Below are 21,138 nucleotides of genomic sequence, written 5' to 3'. Positions count from 1 at the left end.
CTCTCACGATCAACTAACGCGTTCCGTGTGATTGTGTCTCCATCGCTATTCATTGGGAGGAGAGGCTCATGCAAGGACTAATGGTGGCGGGGCTGACGGCCTCCCTGGCGCATCTGGCGGCGGCCGATGAATGTGCCATCCAGAACGCGGGACCTCCTGCGATAGATGTCTCGGAGATTGCCGATCTGTGGGCCTGGGTGACGGACGAACTTGGCATCACGGAGAGCGGTCCGGCCCCGCCAGTCTGCGCGGTAAGTCGAGAGGAGTTGGAGCTGAGGCGGCTTGGGAACGATCTGCACGGCAGACCCGCGCTTGAAATCGAGGCGCTCTATGATCGCAAGCGGAGGCAAATCCTCGTCCCTGAGACTTGGAGCGGAAACGATCCGGCTTCGTTGTCAGTTATTGTCCACGAACTGGTCCATCACGCCCATACCGTCAGCAACCGCACCCTCACCTGCGCCGAGGACGGAGAAAAGGAAGCCTATGCCGTGCAGGCGACCTGGCTGGAACGGCGGGACCTGGATCTGCACGTGGCCTTCGGACTGGATGCTCTCACCCTCAAGGTGCTGACCAGCTGCTCACACCTCTGGTACTGAGCCGCCAAATCGTCGGGGGGCCCGGAGAATCCCGTCGTCGGGCCCTCTTTCAATCGTAGTACGGGAGCCATCGGAGGTGGCGCCACGCAGGCAGACGTCATTCCCTATTCAGGAGATAGACCCATGCGAGAGTTTCCCCGCGCCTTCAACGCCTTACTGGCGATATCGGTAGCGGTTCCGGCATTGGCCGAGGAGCGGATGGCCGTTCCGGAGAAGAAACAGACCAAGGCCGGGCTGTATCTGACGGCGCAGGCGGCCGCCGATATGCTTCAGGACAGCGACGTCGTTTTGCTGGACGTGCGAAGCCGTCCGGAGGTGACCTTCGTGGGCATCGCGGAACGGGTCGACGTCCACATCCCGTTCATGGTCATGCCCTCGAGCCTGCACTACGATGCCGAGGCGCAAGGGTATCGGCTCGAGGCGAATGAGGATTTCGAGTTCGATTTTCTCAATTACGCGGAGGAGAGGGGCCTGTCGGACGAGGCGCAGATTGTCATCATGTGCCGGTCCGGGACGCGCAGCGCGAAGGCGGCGAACGTCCTCTACGATCTCGGGTACGAGCACGTTTATTCAGTGATCGACGGGTTCGAGGGCGACACATCGAAGGATGGGCCGGCCGCAGGCCACAGGACGGTGAACGGCTGGAAGAACGCCGGGCTGGCCTGGACCTATTCCATCCGGCCGGAACAGGCCTATCCGCCCGACCGGATGTAGCGCCACACCGGAGCTGGGCCGTAAGGTGTAGACACCCCGTATCGCTGGCTGCAATCCCCGCCGCCGGTTTGGGCGCGCCCTGGGACGCGTCTGAGGGCCGGGCGGCAGGGGCAGTTCGCAGAGGTCCGGCTCAGACCGACAGGCACACGTATTTCATCTCGAGGAATTCGTCCATGCCGTGCCGGCTTCCTTCGCGACCTAGGCCCGACTGCTTGACCCCGCCGAACGGCGCGACCTCGGTGGAGATGAGTCCGGTGTTGACGCCAACCATGCCGTATTCCAGAGCTTCGGCGACCTTCGTCACACGACTGAGGTCCTTGGCATAGAAATAGGAGGCAAGGCCGAAGATCGTGTCGTTCGCCAGATCGATCACCTCGTCTACCGTCTCGAACTTGAAGAGCGGTGCGAGCGGGCCAAAGGTTTCCTCCTGGGCAAAGGCCATATCCATGGTCGCCCCGGTTAGGATCGTAGGCTGAAAGAACGTGCCACCGAGTTCGTGGCGGGCGCCGCCCGTCACCACCGTGGCGCCCTTGGAGACGGCATCGGCGATATGCTCCTCCACCTTCTCCACGGCGGAGTCATTGATCAACGGGCCGAGTTGGGAGCCTTCGGAAAGCCCGTCGCCCACCTGCATCTTCTCGACCGCCGCCGCCAGTTTTTCAGCGAAGGCATCGTAGACGCCCGCTTGCACATAAAGGCGGTTGGCGCAGACGCAGGTCTGCCCGTTATTGCGGTACTTGGAGACCATTGCCCCCTCCACGGCGGCGTCGAGGTCTGCGTCGTCGAAGACGATGAACGGCGCGTTGCCCCCAAGCTCCATGGAGCATTTCATCACTTGCTCCGCCGCCTGCTTCAGCAGGATACGGCCCACCTCGGTCGACCCGGTGAAGGTCAGCTTGCGTACCTTCGGGTTCTCGCAGAATTCCTTGCCGATGTCGGAGGACCGTGACGAGGGGATGACCGAGAATACGCCATGCGGAATGCCGGCACGTTCGGCGAGCACGGCAATCGCCAGCGCCGACAACGGCGTCTCGGCGGCAGGCCGGGCGATGAAGGCACAGCCGGCGGCCAGCGCGGGGCCGACCTTGCGTGTGATCATGGCGTTGGGGAAGTTCCAGGGCGTGATCGAGGCGGCAACGCCGATGGGTTGGCGGATAACGGTGATCCGCTTGTCTCGCTGGTGCCCGGGGATCGTCTCGCCGTAAACCCGCTTGGCCTCCTCGCCGAACCATTCGATGAAGGACGCGCCGTAGAGGATCTCTCCACGCGCCTCCGAATGGGGCTTGCCCTGTTCGGCGGTCAGGATCGTCGCAAGGTCGTCGGCGTTTTCCACCATCAGGTCGAACCAGCGGCGCATCACGGCCGCGCGCTCCTTGCCGGTCCATGACGCCCACTCCTTCTGCGCGGTGTAGGCAGCGTCGATGGCGCGGGCGGTTTCGGCCCGCCCGAGGTCGGCGACTTCGGCAAGCACGTCGCCACGAGCGGGGTTGGTCACGGCGAAGGTCCCGCCGTCGTCGGCGTCCTGCCATTCGCCGGCCAGGTAGGCTTTGGAGACGAGCAGATCGGGATCGTCGAGAAGGTCGGCAAGGCGGGTGGGAGTGTCGAGCATGGAGTGTCCTTCCGAAGGGATGATCGCAATAATGTTCAGAGCGTCGTGCGTCTGGTTTCGGGTGGCCCGATGCGGGGCTCAGCCTCGCATGGAGGCCGCGTGCGGCGGGCCGTCCGCAGGGAACGAACATTCGGGCGTGGACCAGACACCCGCCGCCATCACCTCGAAAACGCTGCGCGCGGGAAACCGTTCCTGGGCCGTATGGCGTGATGTGGCAGTTAGGCGGCTGGCGCCGATCACGATCTCGCGCGGACTCTGACACCAAGAGCCAGCAGCGGCAGGAAGCGCGTGCCCGAGCGCCGGGTCACAGGGCGCGAGGTGGTACATCACGCCGCCCGGGTGGCAGCGTCGATCGCTGGTTCCAGCTTGTCCACCAGTTCGTCGAGCTGCGTATCCTCGATGATGAAGGGCGGAGCCAGCAGCACGTGATCGCCCCGCCGCCCGTCGATAGTGCCGGCCATCGGGTAGCAGATCAGCCCCGCCTCGAAGGCGGCCTTCTTGATCTTGCCCGCAACTCCCTGCGACGGGTCGAAGGGGTCCTTGGTCTCGCGGTCCCTAACCAGTTCGATACCGCGGAACAGTCCGCGGCCCCGAAGGTCCCCCACATGCGGATGCTGGCCAAAACGGTCGGTTAGGCGCTCCGCCAGCTTCTCGCCCTGTGCTGTCACACGTGGGAGGAGGCCCCGTTCGAGAATGGCGCCGACGACGGCCCGCCCTGCCGCAGCGGCGGTCGGGTGCCCCATGTAAGTGTGCCCGTGCTGGAAGAAACCCGAGCCAGTCGCCACAGCGTCGTAGATCTCCCCCGTGCAGAGCATCGCCCCGATCGGCTGGTAGCCCGCGCCGAGGCCCTTGGCGATGCAGGCGATATCCGGGGAGACACCGTCCTGCTCGCAGGCGAAGAGCGTTCCGGTCCGGCCCATGCCGCACATCACCTCGTCGAGGATCAACAGAACGCCGTAGGTGTCACAGATCTCGCGGATGCGGCGGAAGTATCCGGGGGCAGGGGTGAGGGCGCCGGCCGTTGCGCCAACAACGGGTTCGGCCATGAAGGCCATGACCGTCTCCGGCCCGAGACGCAGGATCTCCGCCTCAAGCGCGTCGGCGGCGCGGCGGCCGTAGTCCTCCAGGCTCTCGCCGTCAAGCCGGAGCCGATATTCGTAGCAGGCGTCAATGTGGCTCATGTCCAGCAGGAGCGGCCCGAACTGCGCGCGGCGCCATTCGTTTCCTCCGGCGCTGAGGGCGCCGATGGTGTTGCCGTGGTAGCTCTGCTTGCGCGCGATGACCTTGCCCCGCTGCGGCTCGCCCTTCTCGACCCAGTATTGGCGTGCCAGCTTGATCGCTGCTTCCGCGGCCTCTGAGCCGCCGGAGACGAGGTAGACCCGGTCGAGGCCTTTGGGCGCGTTGGCAATCAGCAGGTCCGCCAGCTCTTCGGCCGGTTGGGAGGTGAAAAACCCGGTGTGGGCAAAGGCCAGGTCGTCCAGTTGCGCCTTGATCGCTCCGATGATCTCCGGGTCGCCGTGGCCGAGGCAGGACACAGCCGCGCCGCCGGAGGCATCCAGATACCGCTTTCCCGTTTCGTCGATCAGGTAGCAGCCTTCGCCGCTCACGGCGCGTGGCGGCAGCTGTCGTGTGTGGCGGGGAAAGATATGGGACATCGGGCGCCCTCCTCGGCGGACTCGCGCATGGTATTGCTGATGCTTGCCTACCACTCTTGCCTCAAGGCCGGAAAGATGGCGCGGATGCCGGGCGGGGGCAAGACGCCCGACAAGCCATTCCGCGTCGCGCTAGCGAGAGGGACCAGAGCCAAAGACCCCGGAAGGCACAAGGGGCGGCTCGAAGACACGCTTCGAGCCGCCTTCCCGTTACATCGCGTCGAGGAACAGGGCCTTGGTATTTTCCGCCGTCATCTCGACCGGATTGCCCCCCGTGCTCGGGTCTTCCAACGCCATCGCAGTCAGCTCGTCGATGCGGTCGGCATCGACGCCCATGGCGGCAAGTCCGCCCGGGATACCGAGGGTCGCGTTCAGCTCCTGCACGCGCGAATAGAAGGTGTCGAAGTCGGTCCCGAGCCCGAGATAGGCGGCTGCCGCGCCAAGCCGGTCTTCGATGGCAGGGCGATTGAACCGCAGCACCGCCAGCATCACCGCCGCGTTCGTCGTACCGTGGTGGGTATTGAAGACAGCCCCGACGGGGTGGGACAGGGCGTGAATGGCGCCGAGGCCTTTCTGGAACGCCACCGCCCCCATCGCCGCGGCGGACATCATGTGAGCCCGCGCCTCCAGGTCACTGCCGTCGGCGAATGCGCGGGGCAGGTAGTCGTTGACGAGCCGCAACCCTTCGAGCGCGATGCCCTGGCTCATCGGGTGGTAGTGCGGCGAGCAGTAGGCCTCCAGACAGTGCGCGAAGGCGTCCATGCCGGTGCCGGCGGTGATGGCAGGCGGCATCCCGACCGTCAGTTCCGGGTCGCATATAACGACGGTGGGCAGGACCTTCGGGTGGAAGATGATCTTCTTCACATGGGTTTCGGAATTAGTGATGACGCTCGCCCGGCCAACCTCCGATCCGGTCCCCGCGGTGGTAGGAACGGCGACGATCGGCGCGATGCTCGCCGCGTCCGCACGGGTCCACCAGTCTCCGATGTCCTCGAAATCCCAGACCGGGCGGCTCTGCCCGGCCATGAACGCAACCATCTTGCCCAGGTCGAGGCCAGAGCCGCCGCCGAAAGCAACTACGCCGTCGTGCCCGCCCGCCTGATAGGCCGCAACTCCGGCATCGAGGTTCTTTTCGTTCGGGTTGGGGTCCACCTCGGCAAAGAGCGAACGGCCGAGACCCGCAGCGTCGAGAATGTCGAGCGCCTGCGTGGTGATCGGCAGGCTGGCGAGCCCACGGTCGGTCACCAGAAGCGGGCGCGAGATCCCCGACTGACGGCAGGCGTCCGGAAGCTCCGCGATACGGCCCGGGCCGAACTTGATGGCCGTGGGATAGGACCAGTTGGCGGTGGGGATCATGCCTTGACCTTTCTCAGGTGGTAGGAGCGCGGCCGCGTGACCGCGTGGTAGCCGAGCTCCGACAGCGAGCCACCGCGCCCAGTGTCCTTGCAGCCGGTCCAGCAGATAGCCGGGTCCAGATAGTCGGCGCGGTTGAGATAGACGGTGCCGGTCTCGATCCGGCGGCCGAGCGCGAGGGCGCGTTCGGGGTCGGCGGTCCAGAGCGATGCCGTCAGCCCGAAATCGCAGTCGTTCATCAGGGTGAGAGCTTCCTCGTCGTCCTTCACCGGCATGATGCCCACGACAGGACCGAAGCTTTCCTCGCGCATGACGCGCATGGAGTGGTCCACGTTGACCAGGATTTGCGGCATCAGATAGGCGCCGCCATCATCCTGCGGGAAGTTCTGCCGTTCGATCAGCGCCTTGGCGCCGGCGGCCAGCGCCTCCTCAGTCTGTTCCCGGACGGTCCGAGCGAAGCGGACGTTCGCCATCGGGCCGAGGGTCGTCTCCGGGTCGAACGGGTCGCCCAGATGCAGGGCGTTGACCCATGCGGCAGCTTTTTCGACGAAGGTGTCGTAGTGCTTCTGGTGGACGTAGATCCGCTCGATCCCGCAGCAGCACTGGCCGGCGTTGTACATCGCGCCGTCCATCAGGACGTCGACCGCCCAGTCGACGTCCGCGTCCTCCATCACGTAGGCCGGGTCCTTTCCGCCGAGTTCCAGCCCGAGCGCGGTGAAGGTGCCCGCGGCGGCGCGTTCGATTGCGCGACCGCCGGGAACGGAGCCGGTGAAGTTGATGAAGCCGAAGGACTTTGCGGCGATCAGCGCTTCCGTGCCCGCATGGTCCAGCACGACGTTCTGGAACACGTCCTCCGGCACGCCGCCCGCGTGCAACGCCTCGGCCAGCCGCTCGCCGACGAGGATCGTCTGGCTGGCGTGTTTCAGAATCACGGAATTGCCCGCGATCAGCGCCGGCACGATGGTGTTGACGGCCGTGAGATAAGGGTAGTTCCACGGCGCGATGACGAACACGACACCCTGCGGCTCGCGTTCGATGCGGCGATCGAAATGTTCGGAGTTTTCCACGATCGTCGGCGCCAGCGCGTCGGCCGCGATGGAGGCCATGTACTCTGTCCGCTCGTGTACGCCGCCGAATTCTCCGCCGAAGCGGACCGGGCGCCCCATCTGCCAAGCAAGTTCCTCGACAATCTGCTCCTTCATGCCGTCGAGCGCGGCAATGCCGGCCTTCACCTTCGCGATGCGCTCGTCGAGGGACAGGGCGGCCCACCCGGCCTGCGCCGCCCGGGCGCGCGCAACCGCTTTGGCGGCCGCATCCGGCGAGAGCGCCTCACGCTCCGCATAGACCCGCCCGTCCACGGGCGAGATGCACTGGATCATACTGGTCATGTTTCTTCTCCGACGTTCGCGGCCTCTCAGGCGCGCTCGAATCCGCGCTTCAGGTCCCAGTCGGTGACGACTCGGTCCTGCTCTGAAATCTCCCATTGCGCGGCATGGTGGTAGTGGTCAATGACCTCGTCGCCAAAAGCCGCGCGGAGCATCTCGGAGCCCTGCATCGCCTCAGCCGCCGCGCGGAGGGTCTTGGGGACCTCGCGGATGCCCTCGGCGCTGTACATATCGCCGGTCAGTTCCGGCTCGAGCTCCAGCTCCCGCTCCATACCGTCGAGCCCGGCCGCCAGTTGCGCAGCCATTGCAAGGTAGGGGTTGAGATCGGCCCCGCCGACGCGGCATTCCACGCGCACGCCCTTGGTATCCGCGCCGCAAACCCGGTAGCCCGCCGTGCGGTTGTCGGTGGACCAGACGGCCTTTGTGGGCGCGAACATGCCGACGCAGAACCGCTTGTAGCTGTTCACGTAGGGCGCAAGGAAATAGGTCACCTCGGAGGCATGTTCGAGCAAGCCGGCAACGTAATGCCGCATGATCTTGGACATTCCGTGCTCGGCACTCTCGTCGAGGAAGGCGGGCTTGCCATCCTTCCAGAGTGACTGGTGCACATGGCTCGACGACCCCGCGCGATCCGTGGCGTATTTCGCCATGAAGGTCACGGACCGGCCGTGCAGATGCGCGATCTCCTTGCAGCCGTTCTTCACGATGGAATGGTTGTCGGCAGTGTCGAGCGCATCCGAGTAACGGACGTTGATCTCCTCCTGCCCGATCTCAGCCTCGCCCTTGGAATTCTCCACCGGCACCCCCGCTCCGTGCAGACCGTTGCGGATGGCCCGCAACACGTCCTCCTCCTTGGTGGTGCCCATGATGGCGTAATCGAGGTTGTGCCGCCCAACCGTTTGCAGGTTGGTGTAGCCGTCGTCGCAAAGCTCGTTGAACGTCCGTTCGAACAGGAAGAACTCCAGTTCGGTGGCGAACATCGGCTCGTAGCCGAGTTCCCGCGCGCGGGCGATCTGGCGCTTGAGCACGGTTCGGGGCGCATGGGGAACTTCTTCATGGGTATGGTGGTCGAGCACATCGCACATCACCATCGCGGTGCCCGGCAGCCAGGGCACCCGACGGAGCGTGGCCAGATCCGGCTTGTGGACGTAGTCGCCATAGCCCGTCTTCCAGCTCGTCGCCTTGTATCCCGGGACCGTGTACATATCCATGTCGGTCGCGAGCAGGTAGTTGCAGCCGTGCGTCTCCTCATGGGCGCTGTTGACGAAGTGCTCCGCGTGGAAACGCTTCCCCATCAGGCGCCCCTGCATGTCCGGTACGCAGGTCAGAACGGTGTCGATCTCGCCGGCCGCGACGGCGGCTTCGAGGTTTTCGAAGGTCATGTTGGCGGGCATCTGGTCCGGCCTCTTTTTGTGCCGCGCACGGCAGGTCTTTCAACAAGGGGCGGGGCGCACCGCGATGCGCCCCGGCTCCGGTTTTCTTCAGGATCAACGGTAGGGGTAGCCCGCCTTTTCCATGTTGGCGGCGTACTGCTTGAATGCGTCGACCACCTTTCCGGCACGCTCCGACGACGACGCGACCTCGTCCCAGAAGCCTTCCGCGTCCTTGACGACGGTGGCCCATTCCTCCGGCGGGATCGAGGTGAGCTCCATCTTCTCGCCCTCGACCCGCAACTTGGCCTCGCCGCCCCAGTACCATCCGAGGCGGTAGTAATGCGACTGGTCGATGGTGATCTTGTAGAGTTCCTGCAGATGCGGCGGCACCTTTTCCCAGCTTTCGGTGTTGGCGAAATAGGAGCCGAACCACGCGCCGGTCACGGAGTTGGTCAGGGCGTAGTTGCAGACGTCGGCCCAGCCGACCTCGTAAGCCTCCGTGAAGCCGCACCAGGCGACCCCGTCAAGCTCGCCGGTTTGCATGGCGACTTCCACGTCGTCCCACGGCACGGTCACCGGGATCAGGCCATACTTGGACAGGAACCGGCCGGCCGTCGGTACGCCGAAGACGCGCAGGCCCTGCATGTCCGCCAGCGAGCGGATCGGCTTGTCCACGGTGAAAATGTGGAGCGGGTCCCACGCGCCAGCGCTCAGCCAGGTCACGTTCTCGACCTCGTTGTAGGCCTCTTCCCAGATCTCCTGCAGGCCGTAGTAGCGGAAGAGCGCCGTCACATCGAGCGAGTAGCGGGTTGCGAAGGGGAAGTAGCCGCCGAACACCGAGATATCGACCGGGGAGGCCATGGTCGCCTCGTCCGATTGCACGGCGTCCAGCGTGCCGTTCTGGAGGGCGCGGAACAGCTCGGCTGTGGGCACGAGCTGGTCGGCATAATAGAGCTCGATCTCCATCTCGCCGTTCGCGGCTGCGTTGAAGGCGTCGATCTGGGGTTTGATCACGTGGGCGCCGAGGGGCGCACCGGAATAGGTTTGCAGCCGCCAGCGGATCGGCGCCTGGGCGTTGACGTAGGGCGCGGAGAGGGTCGAGGCCGCCACCGCCGCACCGCCTACTCCGGCGGTTCTCAGAAACTTGCGCCGGGAAGCAAGGATCGTCTTGGAGGGGGAAGCCAGGGTCGTCTTCTTAGCCATCTTGTCAGTCTCCTTGTCGGTTTCGAAGTGATCTCCGGCCTCTTTCGCGAGCCGGTTTTAGGGTTATCCGCGCAGGCGGATCTGGGAGGGCAGCCACAGCGCGATCTGCGGGAACAGCATCAACAGGGCGATTGTGATCGCCATCATAAGCGCGAATGGCCAGATCGAGCGATAAATGTCGACGAGCGAGATCTCTTTCGGTGCGAGCGAGCGCATCAGGAAGAGGTTATAGCCGAAGGGCGGGGTGATATAGGCGATCTGGCAGGTGATCGTGTAAAGCACTCCGTACCAGACGATCTGGTTGTTGATGCCCAACTCCAGCGTCTTTACCAGCGGGATGTAGAGCGGTGCCACGATCACCAGCATGGCGGTGTCGTCCAGAAACATTCCCATGATGATGAAGCTGAGCTGCATCATGATGATGATCGCCCAGGGGTTCAGGTCCCAGCGGGTGATGAACAGGCTCTCGATGGCGCGGCTGGCGCCGATGCCGTCGAAGATGGCCCCGAAAGCGAGTGCCGCCAGGATCAGCCAGAGGAACATACAGGACACGGCCAGTGTGCTGCGTGCGGTCTCGTGAAAGAGCTGCCAGCTCAGGCGGTGCTTGTAGAGCGCGGCGAGCGTCGCACAGGTCGCACCGACGGCGGAACTCTCCACCAGGCTGGTGTAGCCCATCACGAAGAGGCCGGTCATGAAGAAGAAGATCAGGAGCGGAATGACCCCGGCGCGCAGGAGTTTCAGCTTCTCCCGAAATGGCAGGTTGAGGTCGTCGTCGCTCACGACGGGCGCAAGCGCGGGGTTCAGCTTGCAGCGGATCCAGATGTAGAGAACGAACATCGTCGCCATGATCAGCCCCGGGAACACGCCCGCCAGCCAGAGCTGGCTGACCGGTGCCCGGGCGATCATGCCGAAGAGCACCAGAACGACCGACGGCGGGATCAGGATTCCGAGCGAGGAGCCGCCCTGCACGACGCCGGAGATCAGCACCTTGTCATAGCCGCGCCGGAGCATCTCCGGCAGGGCGATGGTCGCGCCGATGGCCATGCCGGCGACCGACAGCCCGTTCATCGCCGAGATGATCACCATCAGGAAGATCGTGCCGATGGCCAGACCGCCCGACATGCGCCCGAAGAAGACGTGGAACATGCGGTAGAGGTCTTCGGCGATGCCGGATTCCGACAGCACGTAGCCCATGTAGATGAACAGCGGCAGCGTCAGCATGGGGAACCAGTTGAACAGCTTGAACGCCTGGCTGAACGGCATTTCCACCCCGCCGGTGCCGTACAGCATGAGCGCCGCCGCCGAAGCGACGAAGCCTATGGCGCCGAAGACGCGTTGCCCGGTCGAGAGCAAAAGCACCATCGACAGGAACATGAGGATCGCAATCAGCTCGTAACTCATTCGGCTGCCGCCTTCCGCGCGCGCAGCGCCTCCACGTGTTTGAAGATGAGCGAGATCGTTTGCAGGATCATCAGCACAATGCAGACCAGCATCAGCGCCTTGATCGGGATTACGCTGGGGTTCCACATGGAGAACCGCTTTTCGTTGGTCTCGATGGCGTAGATCAAGGAGGACGACGACCCGATCAGCATCACCACAAGGTACACCAGCAGGAAGGGCAGGGTGGCGAGGTCCATCCGGTGTTTTCCCCAGCGGCTGAAGCTTGAATAGAACAGGTCCATCCGGACGTGATCGTCGTTCTTCAGCGTCATTGGACCACCGAGGAAGTAGTAGGCGGCCAGCGTGAATTGCGCGAACTCGACGCACCAGTGCAGCGGAATATGCAGCAGGTTGCGGGTGACCGCGTCGAGCAGCAGCACTGCGATCATGACGAAGATCAGATACATCGCGAGATAGCCAGTGTAGTCCGCAAGTCGGTCCGCCACCCGCACGTACGCCTTGATTGCTCTCGGCATTGTCTGTCCCTTGTTGGTGCTGGCCTCTGTCACGCCACCCGCACCCCCGCCGTTCCGAGGGCGTCCGCGAGCGGCCCTTCGGGCCGTCTTTCGGACACAAGCACACCGATCCTGTCGAGCCTACAGACCCTGAAGGCGGCGCGGCGGCCGAATTTTCCTGAATTGGCCAAAACGATAGCGTTTCTGGCGTGTTCGATCATCGTGCGGGCAACCTGTGCCTCGTCGAAATCAGCGTCCATCGCGCCTGCCTCCGCGTCAAGTGCCGCGACAGTGAGCACGGCGTGGTCGGCCTGGTAGCGTTCCGCCTGCTCGATGGTCAGCGAGCCCACCGTCTGTGAGTTGTCCGCCCCATAGGCTCCGCCCAGCAGGAACAGGCGGTGGCCGGCCGGTTGCTCGCCCAGCCGCTGCGCGATGTGGAGGGAATTTGTGATGACCGTGAGCCCGGAACGGGCGGCCAGGGCGTCCGCGCAGGCGAGGGTCGTCGTGCCGGTGTCCATGAAGATGGTGTCGCCGTCCTCGACGAGCTCGCAGAGTTTTCTCCCGATTTCCGCCTTCGCCTCGGCATGTTCGACCATGCGCTCGCGGTAGCTGCCCTCGGTCATCAGCTTGATCCGCCGCGCCCCGCCGCGCACTTTGTGGAGCGCGCCGGTGCTGGCAAGAGACTCCAGGTCACGGCGAACGGTTTCCAGCGAGATGTCGAACGTCCCGGCCAGCGTCTCGACCGAGACCTCGCCGGTACGGCTCACGATCTCCAGGATTTTGGCCTGGCGGTCTTTCGGTTTCACGCTGCCCCCATTTTTTCCCGTTCAGGAGACTCCGGCGCATATGACTGTGTCAACAGTTTTCCGTTCCAGATGTGGGAAGTTTCGTATCGTGCGGGCAAAAAATTGACCGCACGGGCGGAAACTGCCATGACAGACACAGGTTCGCGACAACGCAACCACCGGCCATGACGAAGGGCAGAGCCGATGCATCAGCAAGACAACGGAAAGGCCGAGACATTCGACGTCGCGGTGATCGGCGCTGGCGTCGTTGGCTGCGCGATCGCGCGCACGTACGCTCTCGCTGGTGCACGCGTGGTGATGCTTGAAAAGGCAGCCGATATTCTCGACGGCGCATCCAAGGGCAATTCCGCGATCCTTCACACCGGATTCGATGCGCCGCCCGGCTCTGTGGAGGCCGCCTGCGTGACAGCGGGCTACCGGGAGTACCTCGAGATTCGCGAAAAACTCGGCCTGCCGGTGATGCGCACGGGCGCGCTGGTGATTGCCTGGACAGAAGAGCAGGAGGCGATCCTGCCCGACCTGATTGCGCAGGCTCACGCGAATGGTGTGACGGACGTGGAAATGCTCTCGCGGGAGGACACGTTGCGCCGTGAGCCGGGGCTCGCTCCCTCCCTGCGCGCCAGTTTCCGCGTGCCCGGGGAGTTCATCATCGACCCGTGGTCGGCCCCGCTGGCCTACCTCGGGCAGGCGATGGCGCACGGGGCGGAGCTGCGGCGCAGTTGCAAGGTTCTCGGCGGGGATTTTGGCGGCACCCATTGGGACCTGAAGCTGTCCGACGGCAGCGTACGGGCTGGGCTCGTCATCAACGCCGCCGGACTGTACGGCGACGATGTGGACCTCGCGCTCATCGGCCGGAGGGACTTCACCGTTCGCCCGCGCAAGGGACAGTTCGTGGTGTTCGACAAGTCCGCTGCGGCGCTGGCGGGGCATATCCTGCTGCCCGTGCCAACCAAGATCACCAAGGGGATCGTCGTCTGCCCCACGGCCTACGGCAACCTGCTCGTCGGCCCGACGGCGGAGGACCAGACGGAGAAAGATGTGGCAGATCTGGTGCCCGACACGCTGGCCGCGCTGCGCGCGCGGGGAGAGGAGATCCTGCCGGGGCTCAAGGACCATGACGTTACGGCGATCTATGCCGGCTTGCGTCCGGCTACCGAGGAGAAGGACTACCGAATCCGCCACCACGCGGACCAGAACTATGTCACCGTGGGCGGCATCCGGTCCACCGGGCTCACCTCCGCTCTCGGAACCGCGTCCTACGTCTTTGGTCTGACCGAGCAGACCGGCTTTCACTACGACCCGCCCGAGAGCGTCCATTGGCCGACCGTCCGGAACATCAGCGAGGCGCAGCAGCGGGACTGGGAACGGCCGGGAAATGGGGGCGTTGTCTGCCAGTGCGAACTGGTGACGCGACGCGAGATCGAGTCGGCTCTGGAGGGCCCGTTGGCTGCGCGCAGCCTTGCCGGCCTCAAGCGGCGGACACGGGTCACCATGGGGCGGTGCCAGGGGTTCCACTGCACGGCGCGGCTGGCGGAGATGACCGAGGGCCATTTCGCCGTGCCCATGGCGGAAGCGACCGGCCATGACTAGGATGCCGGAGTCCGTGGATGTGGTGATCGTTGGCGGTGGTCCGGCCGGGCTGTCGGCGGCGGCGGAGTTGAAACGGCTCGGTATCGGCTCGGTTTTGGTGCTTGAACGCGACCGGGAGGCCGGAGGCGTGCCGCGCTTCTGTGGGCATTCCCCCTATGGGCTGCGTGAATTCCGGCGGCCGATGTTCGGTCCGTCCTACGCCCGCGCGCTGGAACAGAGGGCGCGGCAGGCGGGCGCCGACATCCGAACCTCCGCCACGGTGACATCGCTGCGTTCCGGGCCGTGCCTGACCGTCTCGACAGACGACGGCCTGTCTGAGGTGCGGGCGCGCGCCGTTCTGATTTCTACGGGCGTGCGTGAGACGCCGCGTGCGGCGCGTCTGATCGGTGGCACCAAGCCTGGCGGCGTGATGGTGACGGGCGCGTTGCAGTCGCTCGTCTACGGTACGCGGATGCGCCCCTTCCGCCGGCCCATCATCCTCGGGACGGAACTCGTGTCCTTCTCCGCCATCCTGACCTGCCTGCATGCGGGGATCCGGCCGGTGGCGATGGTGGAACCGTCCGATAGGATCATCGCCCGCCACCCGGCGGACCTCCTCCCGAAGGGGCTCAGGGTGCCGCTTCACCTGTCTTCCGACGTGGCGGAGATCCATGGCAGCGCCCAGGTGGACGGGGCGATTTTGACAACGGCGGATGGCCCTGTTGCTTTGGAAACGGACGGCGTTGTCGTGACCGGCAAGTTCCGCCCGGAGTCCGCATTGGCGCGGTTGGCGGGACTGGCCATCGACCCGGGTACCGGAGGGCCGAGGGTGGACGAATGCGGCCGATGCTCCATGCCGGGGGTGTATGCCGCGGGAAACCTCCTGCGCCCCGTGGAGACGGCCGGATGGTGCTGGGCGGAAGGGCGCGCAGTCGCCCGCGCTATAGCCTCCGATCTGAACGCGGCTGCGCGAGGAGGGGGCGGCGCCATCTCCATTGCGGGCGGGCCGCTGAAATACGTGATGCCACAGCGCCTGAGCGGGGACGCTCGCCGTGCCTTCGACAAGTTGCAACTCCGCGTGAATCGGCCGGCCCGAGGGCGGCTCAGCCTTCTGGTCGACGGGCGCGAGGTGTCCGGGCGCGCGATCTCGGCCCTGCCAGAGCGGCGCATCCTCTTGCCCCTGCCGCCGGAGGGGTGCGATGCGCAGGTGGTGTTCGAGGAGGGCACGTGATGCGCATTCTGGCCATCGACCAGGGAACGACAAGCACCCGCGCGGTCGCGGTGGAGGAGAGCGGTGCGGCGCAAGTGCTGTCGGCGCGCGACCACCGCCAAAGCTACCCGCACCCCGGCTGGGTGGAACACGACCCGGAGGAACTCCTTCGGAACGTCGCGGAGTGCATCTCCGCTGCCGGGAACGACTTCGCGGTCGTCGGGATCGACAACCAGGGCGAAAGCTGTCTGGCCTGGAACCGTCAGACCGGCGAGGCGGTGAGCCCTGTGATCGTCTGGCAGGACGAGCGTACGGAGGGTGACAACGACCGCCTGCGCGCCACGGGCGCCGAGGCCCTGACGCTGGAGCGGGCGGGCCTGCATCTCGATCCTTATTTCTCCGCCTCGAAACTTGGTTGGATCCTGCGCAACGCCCCCGAAGCGGCGCGTCTGGCCGCCTCCGGGCAGCTCTGCCTCGGCACGACCGACGCGTTCTTCCGCCATCGCCTGACGGGGAGGTTCGAGACGGACGTGGCCACCGCCTCCCGAACCTCCCTGATGAACCTTGCCACCTGCGCGTGGGATGCCGATCTTTGCGCGTTGTTCGGCGTGCCGATGGAGTGCTTGCCCACGATCACGCCAACCTGCGGAGAATTCGGGGCGATTGCGCAGGGCGGCTTGCCGTTGACGGCGAGCATCGTCGACCAGCAGGCGGCCTTGCGCGGGCAGGGATGCAGCCGGCGGGGGGACGCGAAAATCACCTTCGGCACTGGCGCCTTCGTGCTGGCGGTCGCAGGCCCGGAGGCACCCGCCGCCGGCGGCGGACCGGTGCCCACGATTGCATGGTCGAAGGATGGTGCGCCGCCGGTCTATGCGCTGGAGGGCGGGGTGCACGCGGCGGCGGCAGCGGTCAACTGGGCGCGGGGGCTGGGGCTGTTTTCCGCCTGGTCGGAGATCGACGATTTCGCGCGGCCGCCCGCCATCTCGCGCGGGATCGCCTTCGTTCCGGCGCTGGCGGGGCTTGCCTGCCCGCATTGGGACCGACGCTGCAAGGGGACTTGGATGGGTATGGGGCTGGATGCCGAGCCGACGGACATGGTCCAGGCCGTGCTGGAGGGGATCGCCTTTCGCACCGCGGAGGTCGTCCGGTCGATGGACGCTTTTGTACCAATCGGGCAGCGGATTTCCATCGACGGGGGCATGACCCGCAACCCGTGGTTCTGCCAGTTCGTCGCCGATTGCCTCGGGCGCGAGGTGCGCATCTCCCGCCAAGCCGAACTGACGGCGGTCGGCACCGCAATCCTTGCGGCCGAAGCCGTGGGTCTGCGGATCGAGCCGAAAGCGGAGTTCACGTTGATCGAACCCGGAGAGCAACCGGAGGAGTGGGCGGCCACCTTCCAGCGGGCGGTTAGCTGTGCCCGGTCATTTGCCTCCCCGTAAGGGCGCAGTGGCCGGCAGTCAGATCTTCCAGAACGCGAACACGGCCCAAGCCACCGCCAGGCCGAGCGGCACCCACATCGGCGGGCCGACCAACCCGAGCCAGGCCAGAAATATATAGGCCGAGCCGAGCAGCGAGATGAACAGCCGGTCGCCCCGCGTCGTGGTCAGGCCCAGTACGCCGAGACGTTCGGCGCCTCCCGGCCAGCGCACTTCCAGCACCGCCATGATCCCGATGCAGCCGAAGATGAAGATGAAGAAAGCGAGGGTGGCGCGGGTCCAGGCCATCCAGAAGCCGGAGAACATCGGCTCCGTCCACCATTTGGCCCAGGTGGCGACCTCCGCCTCCTCGTTGCCGACATTGCCCCATCCGGCCTGTTGCGCCAACGCGGCGGCGGGGAGGAGCAGAAGGATCAGGGCAAGCCGCATCACACCCTCCCAAGGGCGAAGCCCTTCGCGATGTAGTTGCGGACGAAGTAGATAACGATGGCGCCCGGGATGATCGTCAGCACGCCCGCCGCCGCCAGCAGGCCGAGTTCGTAGCCGGCGCTGGAGGCGGTGCGGGTCATCACCGCCGCGATGGGCTTGGCCTGAACCGCCGTGAGCGTCTTGGCGAGAAGCAGCTCAACCCAGGAGAACATGAAGAGGAAGAAGGCCGTCACGCCGATCCCCGCCTTGATCGTCGGTACAAAAATCGTCGTGAAGAACCTCGGGAAGGAATATCCGTCGACGAAGGCGCTCTCATCCAACTCGCGCGGGATACCGGACATGAAGCCTTCGAGAATCCAGACAGCGAGGGGGATGTTGAAGAGGCAATGCGCCAGCGCCACGGCCAGGTGGGTGTCGAACAGGCCAACGGCCGAGTAGAGTTGGAAAAACGGCAACGCGAACACCGCGACCGGCGCCATCCGGTTGGTCAGCAACCAGAAGAACAGGTGCTTGTCCCCCAGGAAGCTGTACCGCGAAAAGGCATAGGCCGCCGGAAGGGCCGCGAGCAGAGAAATCACCGTGTTCATCGTGACATAGATGATCGAGTTGAAGTACCCCCAGTACCAGGTCGGATCCGTGAAGATCGTCCGGTAGTTGTCGAACGTCCATTCCTGCGGGAAGAGCGAGAAGCCCCCCAGGATCTCGTTCGTGGTCTTGAAGCTCATCGCCACCAGCCAGTAGATCGGCAGCATCAGGAACAGGATGTAGAGGATGGGAACGATGCTGCGGGGTCTCATTGCTCGTCCTTTGTCATAATGGTGTAGAAGAGCCACGACACGAGAAGCGTGAAGGCGAAGTAGATCAGCGACATCGCCGCCGCCGGGCCGAGGTCGAACTGGCCGAGCGCGACCTTAACGAGGTCGATGGACAGGAACGTCGTGGAGTTGCCCGGTCCGCCCCCTGTCAAAACAAAGGGTTCAGTATAGATATTGAAGCTGTCCATGAAGCGAAGCAGGATCGCGATGGTCAGCACGCGTTTCATCTTCGGCAGCTGGATGTAACGAAAGATGGCCCAGTTGGACGCGGCATCGATCTTGGCCGCCTGATAGTAAGCCTCCGGGATCGAGATCAGCCCGGCATAGGCCAGGAGCACGACGAGTGACGTCCAGTGCCAGACATCCATCACGATCACCGTGACCCAGGCGGCAACCGGGCTCTGGGTCATGTTGTAGTCGATGCCGAGCACGTTGTTGAGGAAATACCCCAGCAGGCCGATGTCAGGCAGCGTGAAGATGTTCCACATCGCGCCAACGACGTTCCAGGGGATCAGCAGGGGCAGCGACATCAGCACCAGGCAGACCGGCACCCAGAATCCCTTGCGCGGCATGGTCAGCGCGATGGCCACGCCGAGTGGCACTTCGATGATCAGGATTGTGAAAGTGAAAAGAACCTGCCGCCCGAGCGCTGCGTGGAAGCGCTCGGAGCGCAGCACGTCCTCAAACCACCCCAGTCCGTGCCAGAAGAACCGGTTGTCGCCGAACGTCTCCTGCACGGAGTAGTTCACGACGGTCATCAGCGGTACCAGTGCGTTGAACGCCACCAGCACAAGCACCGGCAGAACGAAGAACCAGGCGCGTTGGTTTTGCGTCCTCATATTGCGCCCTCCCGCGTTACCAGCCAGCCATCGGCGTAGACCCTTGTGTGGGCGGGGTCGAAGCGCAGGCGCACCTCGCTGCCAGCTTCAGGCGCGTCCCCGTCGATCACCGCGCTGACGGGCACGTCGCCAGCCATCGCCTCCACGACGATGTGTCGGCCAATGTCTGCGGCCTTGCGCACAACCGCGGGAATCCCGCCGTCCTCCGTGATCGAGACGAACTCGGGCCGCACACCAATCTCTGCTGTCGCGCCGTCGGGAACTTCCGGGAAGCCCGCCGTCGGGACGGTGATCCCCTGGAACTCCACCCGCTGCCCGTGTACGTCGCAGGGCAGGATGTTCATCCCCGGCGAGCCGATGAAATGGCCCACGAAGGTGTGCCGGGGGCATTCGAACAGGTCCACGGGCGTTCCGATCTGCACGACTTCGCCGTCCTGCATCACGACGACCTGGTCGGCGAAGGTCAGCGCCTCCGTCTGGTCGTGGGTGACATAGATCATCGTCACTTCAATCTTCTGGTGCAGCTCCTTGAGTTTCGAGCGCAATTTCCATTTCTGTGCGGGGTCGATCACGGTCAGCGGCTCGTCGAACATGATCACGTTGACGTCGTCGCGCACCAGTCCGCGGCCCATGGAGATCTTCTGCTTGTCGTCCGGCCCGAGGCCGGACGCGCGGGTGCGCAGCCGGTCGCCGAGTTCGAGCATCTCGGCGATCTCGGTGACCCGAGCGTCCACGCGGCTCGCAGGCACCCCGCGATTGCGCAGGGGAAAGGCGAGATTGTCGTAGACGGTCATCGTGTCGTAGATCACCGGGAACTGAAACACCTGCGCGATGTTACGCCGGTCCGGCGGCTCTCTCGTGACGTCGCGCTCGTCGAACAAGACCCGGCCCTCCGACGGATTAAGAAGCCCGGATATGATATTGAGAAGGGTGGACTTTCCGCAGCCCGACGGGCCGAGGAGCGCATAGGCGCCGCCATCCTTCCATTCCAGATCCATCCGCTTCAACGCGTAATCCGCCTCGCTTTGCGGATCGGGGACGTAGCTGTGGCGCAGGCCGTCGAGCGTGATCTTAGCCATCGGCGATCCCCTTCGCGGCCAGCTTTCCGTCCTCGGCGAAGTAGAAGCAGTGCGTGGGCACCATGTGGAACTCGTGCGGCTCCCCCACCTGGAACTGCTGTACGCCGGCGCTTTGGGACACCCAGACCCGGTCGGCGATGTCGAAATGGGCGACGCTTTCGGAACCGCTCAGTTCGGTGATCCTGACCGTTCCCCGGATCGGGATCGATGGATCGGGCGGGTCCACTGGCGAAATGTGGTGCGGCCGGATCCCGACTGTGTAGGCCCCGTCCGGAAGCCCGGCGGCCGCGCCGTAAACGGGCCAGTCCAGTGCTGAGCCCAGATGCATTCGGTGGCCGCGCTTCTCAACCGGAGCGAAGTTCATCGGCGGGTCGGAGAAGACGGAGGCCGAGGCGACGTCGCGCGGTTGGTGGTAGATTTCGGCGGTGGGTCCGAACTGGGTCAGCCTGCCTTCGCGCATGAGCGCGGTGTGGCCACCGAGCAAGAGCGCTTCCGTCGGCTCCGACGTGGCGTAGACGATCACTGTGCCACGGCCGGCAAGCAACTCGGGAAGCTGTTCGCGCAGTTCCTCCCGCAGCTTGTAGTCGAGGTTGGCGAGCGGCTCGTCGAGAAAGATTGCCTTGCTCTCCTTGACGATCGCGCGTGCCAGGGCCGTGCGCTGTTGCTGGCCGCCGGAAAGCTCCTGCGGGCGCCGGTGCAGCATGGGGCGGAGTTGCAGGATGTCCGCGGCTTCCTCGACCCGGCCCTCGATTTCCGATTTCGGAACGCGCGACACCCGAAGCGGTGAGGCGATGTTCTCGAAGACGGTCAGGTGGGGATAATTCACGAAGAACTGGTGGACGAGGGAGATGTTGCGCTTCTGCGGACTCATGCCCGTGACGTCCGTCCCGTCGACCAGGATCCGACCGCCCGTCGGTCGCTCCAATCCTGCCGCGAGGCGGATCAGGGTGCTCTTGCCGGCGCCCGTCGCGCCCAGCAGAATGTTGAACTCACCCGGCTCCAACCGCAGGGACGTCGGATAGAGGTGCATGTCCGCGCCGACGCGCAGGGAGACATCAATCAATTCAAGTGTCATGCAATTTCCAGACCATCGACCGGCGGCGGTCGCTCCGCGCGACCCTTCGAGGCGTCGAGAGAGCCGGGGCGCAATGGGCGCCCCGGCAAGTGTCGTCGGC

Annotated in this window: 19 protein-coding genes; 5 read left to right on the top strand and 14 right to left on the bottom strand. The window is 65.0% G+C overall.

Annotated elements, in window-relative coordinates; genetic code table 11:
* The first annotated feature begins 68 nt into the window (after positions 1–68).
* Positions 69–596: a DUF6647 family protein gene (locus tag BM075_RS00905; protein ID WP_143089798.1), complete on the top strand. Its 528-nt coding sequence runs from the start codon at positions 69–71 to the stop codon at positions 594–596.
* 123 nt (positions 597–719) lie between these two features.
* Positions 720–1,310, top strand: a complete 591-nt coding sequence (locus BM075_RS00900; protein WP_093358557.1) for a rhodanese-like domain-containing protein — start codon at positions 720–722, stop codon at positions 1,308–1,310.
* A gap of 130 nt (positions 1,311–1,440) precedes the next feature.
* Here BM075_RS00900 and BM075_RS00895 read toward each other — a convergent pair whose 3' ends face one another.
* The 9 genes from BM075_RS00895 to BM075_RS00855 form a co-directional block, all read right to left on the bottom strand.
* On the bottom strand, positions 1,441–2,919 hold the full coding sequence (locus tag BM075_RS00895) for an NAD-dependent succinate-semialdehyde dehydrogenase (protein WP_093358556.1): 1,479 nt from the start codon (positions 2,917–2,919) through the stop codon (positions 1,441–1,443).
* A 326-nt stretch (positions 2,920–3,245) separates the two neighbouring features.
* Positions 3,246–4,574 carry an aspartate aminotransferase family protein gene (locus tag BM075_RS00890; protein WP_093358555.1) on the bottom strand — a complete coding sequence of 443 codons (1,329 nt, stop codon included), beginning with the start codon at positions 4,572–4,574 and terminating at the stop codon, positions 3,246–3,248.
* Positions 4,575–4,781: 207 nt separating this feature from the next.
* Positions 4,782–5,927 (bottom strand): iron-containing alcohol dehydrogenase, encoded by a 1,146-nt coding sequence (locus BM075_RS00885; protein WP_093358554.1) that lies wholly within the window; start codon positions 5,925–5,927, stop codon positions 4,782–4,784.
* Positions 5,924–7,312: an aldehyde dehydrogenase family protein gene (locus tag BM075_RS00880; RefSeq protein WP_093358552.1), complete on the bottom strand. Its 1,389-nt coding sequence runs from the start codon at positions 7,310–7,312 to the stop codon at positions 5,924–5,926. Before BM075_RS00880 ends, BM075_RS00885 begins: the two co-directional genes overlap by 4 nt.
* Before the next feature lie 26 nt (positions 7,313–7,338).
* A complete protein-coding gene (locus tag BM075_RS00875; protein WP_093358550.1) occupies positions 7,339–8,703 on the bottom strand; it encodes a glutamine synthetase family protein in 1,365 nt (454 codons plus the stop codon).
* A 93-nt stretch (positions 8,704–8,796) separates the two neighbouring features.
* A complete protein-coding gene (locus BM075_RS00870) occupies positions 8,797–9,885 on the bottom strand; it encodes a twin-arginine translocation signal domain-containing protein (RefSeq protein WP_093358549.1) in 1,089 nt (362 codons plus the stop codon).
* 63 nt (positions 9,886–9,948) lie between these two features.
* Complete coding sequence (locus tag BM075_RS00865; RefSeq protein ID WP_093358547.1) at positions 9,949–11,286, bottom strand: TRAP transporter large permease; 1,338 nt, start codon at positions 11,284–11,286, stop codon at positions 9,949–9,951.
* On the bottom strand, positions 11,283–11,801 hold the full coding sequence (locus BM075_RS00860; protein WP_093358546.1) for a TRAP transporter small permease subunit: 519 nt from the start codon (positions 11,799–11,801) through the stop codon (positions 11,283–11,285). The genes BM075_RS00865 and BM075_RS00860 overlap by 4 nt, the downstream gene beginning before the upstream one ends.
* Positions 11,802–11,830: 29 nt before the next feature.
* Complete coding sequence (locus BM075_RS00855) at positions 11,831–12,586, bottom strand: DeoR/GlpR family DNA-binding transcription regulator (RefSeq protein ID WP_093358544.1); 756 nt, start codon at positions 12,584–12,586, stop codon at positions 11,831–11,833.
* A 183-nt stretch (positions 12,587–12,769) separates the two neighbouring features.
* Here BM075_RS00855 and BM075_RS00850 point away from each other — a divergent pair, with 183 nt between their 5' ends.
* Genes BM075_RS00850 through BM075_RS00840 form a run of 3 tightly spaced genes read left to right on the top strand, consistent with a single transcriptional unit; the run spans position 12,770 to position 16,804 of the window.
* Positions 12,770–14,176: an NAD(P)/FAD-dependent oxidoreductase gene (locus tag BM075_RS00850; protein WP_093358542.1), complete on the top strand. Its 1,407-nt coding sequence runs from the start codon at positions 12,770–12,772 to the stop codon at positions 14,174–14,176.
* Positions 14,169–15,386 (top strand): NAD(P)/FAD-dependent oxidoreductase, encoded by a 1,218-nt coding sequence (locus BM075_RS00845; RefSeq protein WP_218152794.1) that lies wholly within the window; start codon positions 14,169–14,171, stop codon positions 15,384–15,386. Before BM075_RS00850 ends, BM075_RS00845 begins: the two co-directional genes overlap by 8 nt.
* Positions 15,386–16,804: an FGGY family carbohydrate kinase gene (locus BM075_RS00840; protein WP_093358540.1), complete on the top strand. Its 1,419-nt coding sequence runs from the start codon at positions 15,386–15,388 to the stop codon at positions 16,802–16,804. The genes BM075_RS00845 and BM075_RS00840 overlap by 1 nt, the downstream gene beginning before the upstream one ends.
* 18 nt (positions 16,805–16,822) lie before the next feature.
* On the opposite strand, the gene BM075_RS00835 is transcribed toward BM075_RS00840, so the two are convergent.
* The 5 genes from BM075_RS00835 to BM075_RS00815 are packed head-to-tail and all read right to left on the bottom strand — an operon-like array spanning position 16,823 to position 21,038.
* Positions 16,823–17,230 carry a DUF2160 domain-containing protein gene (locus BM075_RS00835; RefSeq protein ID WP_245758704.1) on the bottom strand — a complete coding sequence of 136 codons (408 nt, stop codon included), beginning with the start codon at positions 17,228–17,230 and terminating at the stop codon, positions 16,823–16,825.
* Entirely contained in the window at positions 17,230–18,027 is a 798-nt protein-coding gene (locus BM075_RS00830) for a carbohydrate ABC transporter permease (protein WP_093358538.1), read from the bottom strand. Before BM075_RS00830 ends, BM075_RS00835 begins: the two co-directional genes overlap by 1 nt.
* Positions 18,024–18,884, bottom strand: a complete 861-nt coding sequence (locus tag BM075_RS00825) for a carbohydrate ABC transporter permease (RefSeq protein WP_093358537.1) — start codon at positions 18,882–18,884, stop codon at positions 18,024–18,026. Before BM075_RS00825 ends, BM075_RS00830 begins: the two co-directional genes overlap by 4 nt.
* Positions 18,881–19,963, bottom strand: coding sequence for an ABC transporter ATP-binding protein (locus BM075_RS00820; RefSeq protein ID WP_093358535.1), 1,083 nt, complete (start codon positions 19,961–19,963; stop codon positions 18,881–18,883). Before BM075_RS00820 ends, BM075_RS00825 begins: the two co-directional genes overlap by 4 nt.
* Entirely contained in the window at positions 19,956–21,038 is a 1,083-nt protein-coding gene (locus tag BM075_RS00815) for an ABC transporter ATP-binding protein (protein WP_093358534.1), read from the bottom strand. The genes BM075_RS00820 and BM075_RS00815 overlap by 8 nt, the downstream gene beginning before the upstream one ends.
* Positions 21,039–21,138: the final 100 nt, after the last annotated feature.

It is taken from the genome of Tropicimonas isoalkanivorans (assembly GCF_900112335.1).
GTDB classification, from domain to species: Bacteria; Pseudomonadota; Alphaproteobacteria; order Rhodobacterales; family Rhodobacteraceae; genus Tropicimonas; species Tropicimonas isoalkanivorans.
The sequence above is the reverse complement of the archived record's forward strand: the minus strand, read 5'-3'. Positions and strand labels throughout refer to the sequence as shown.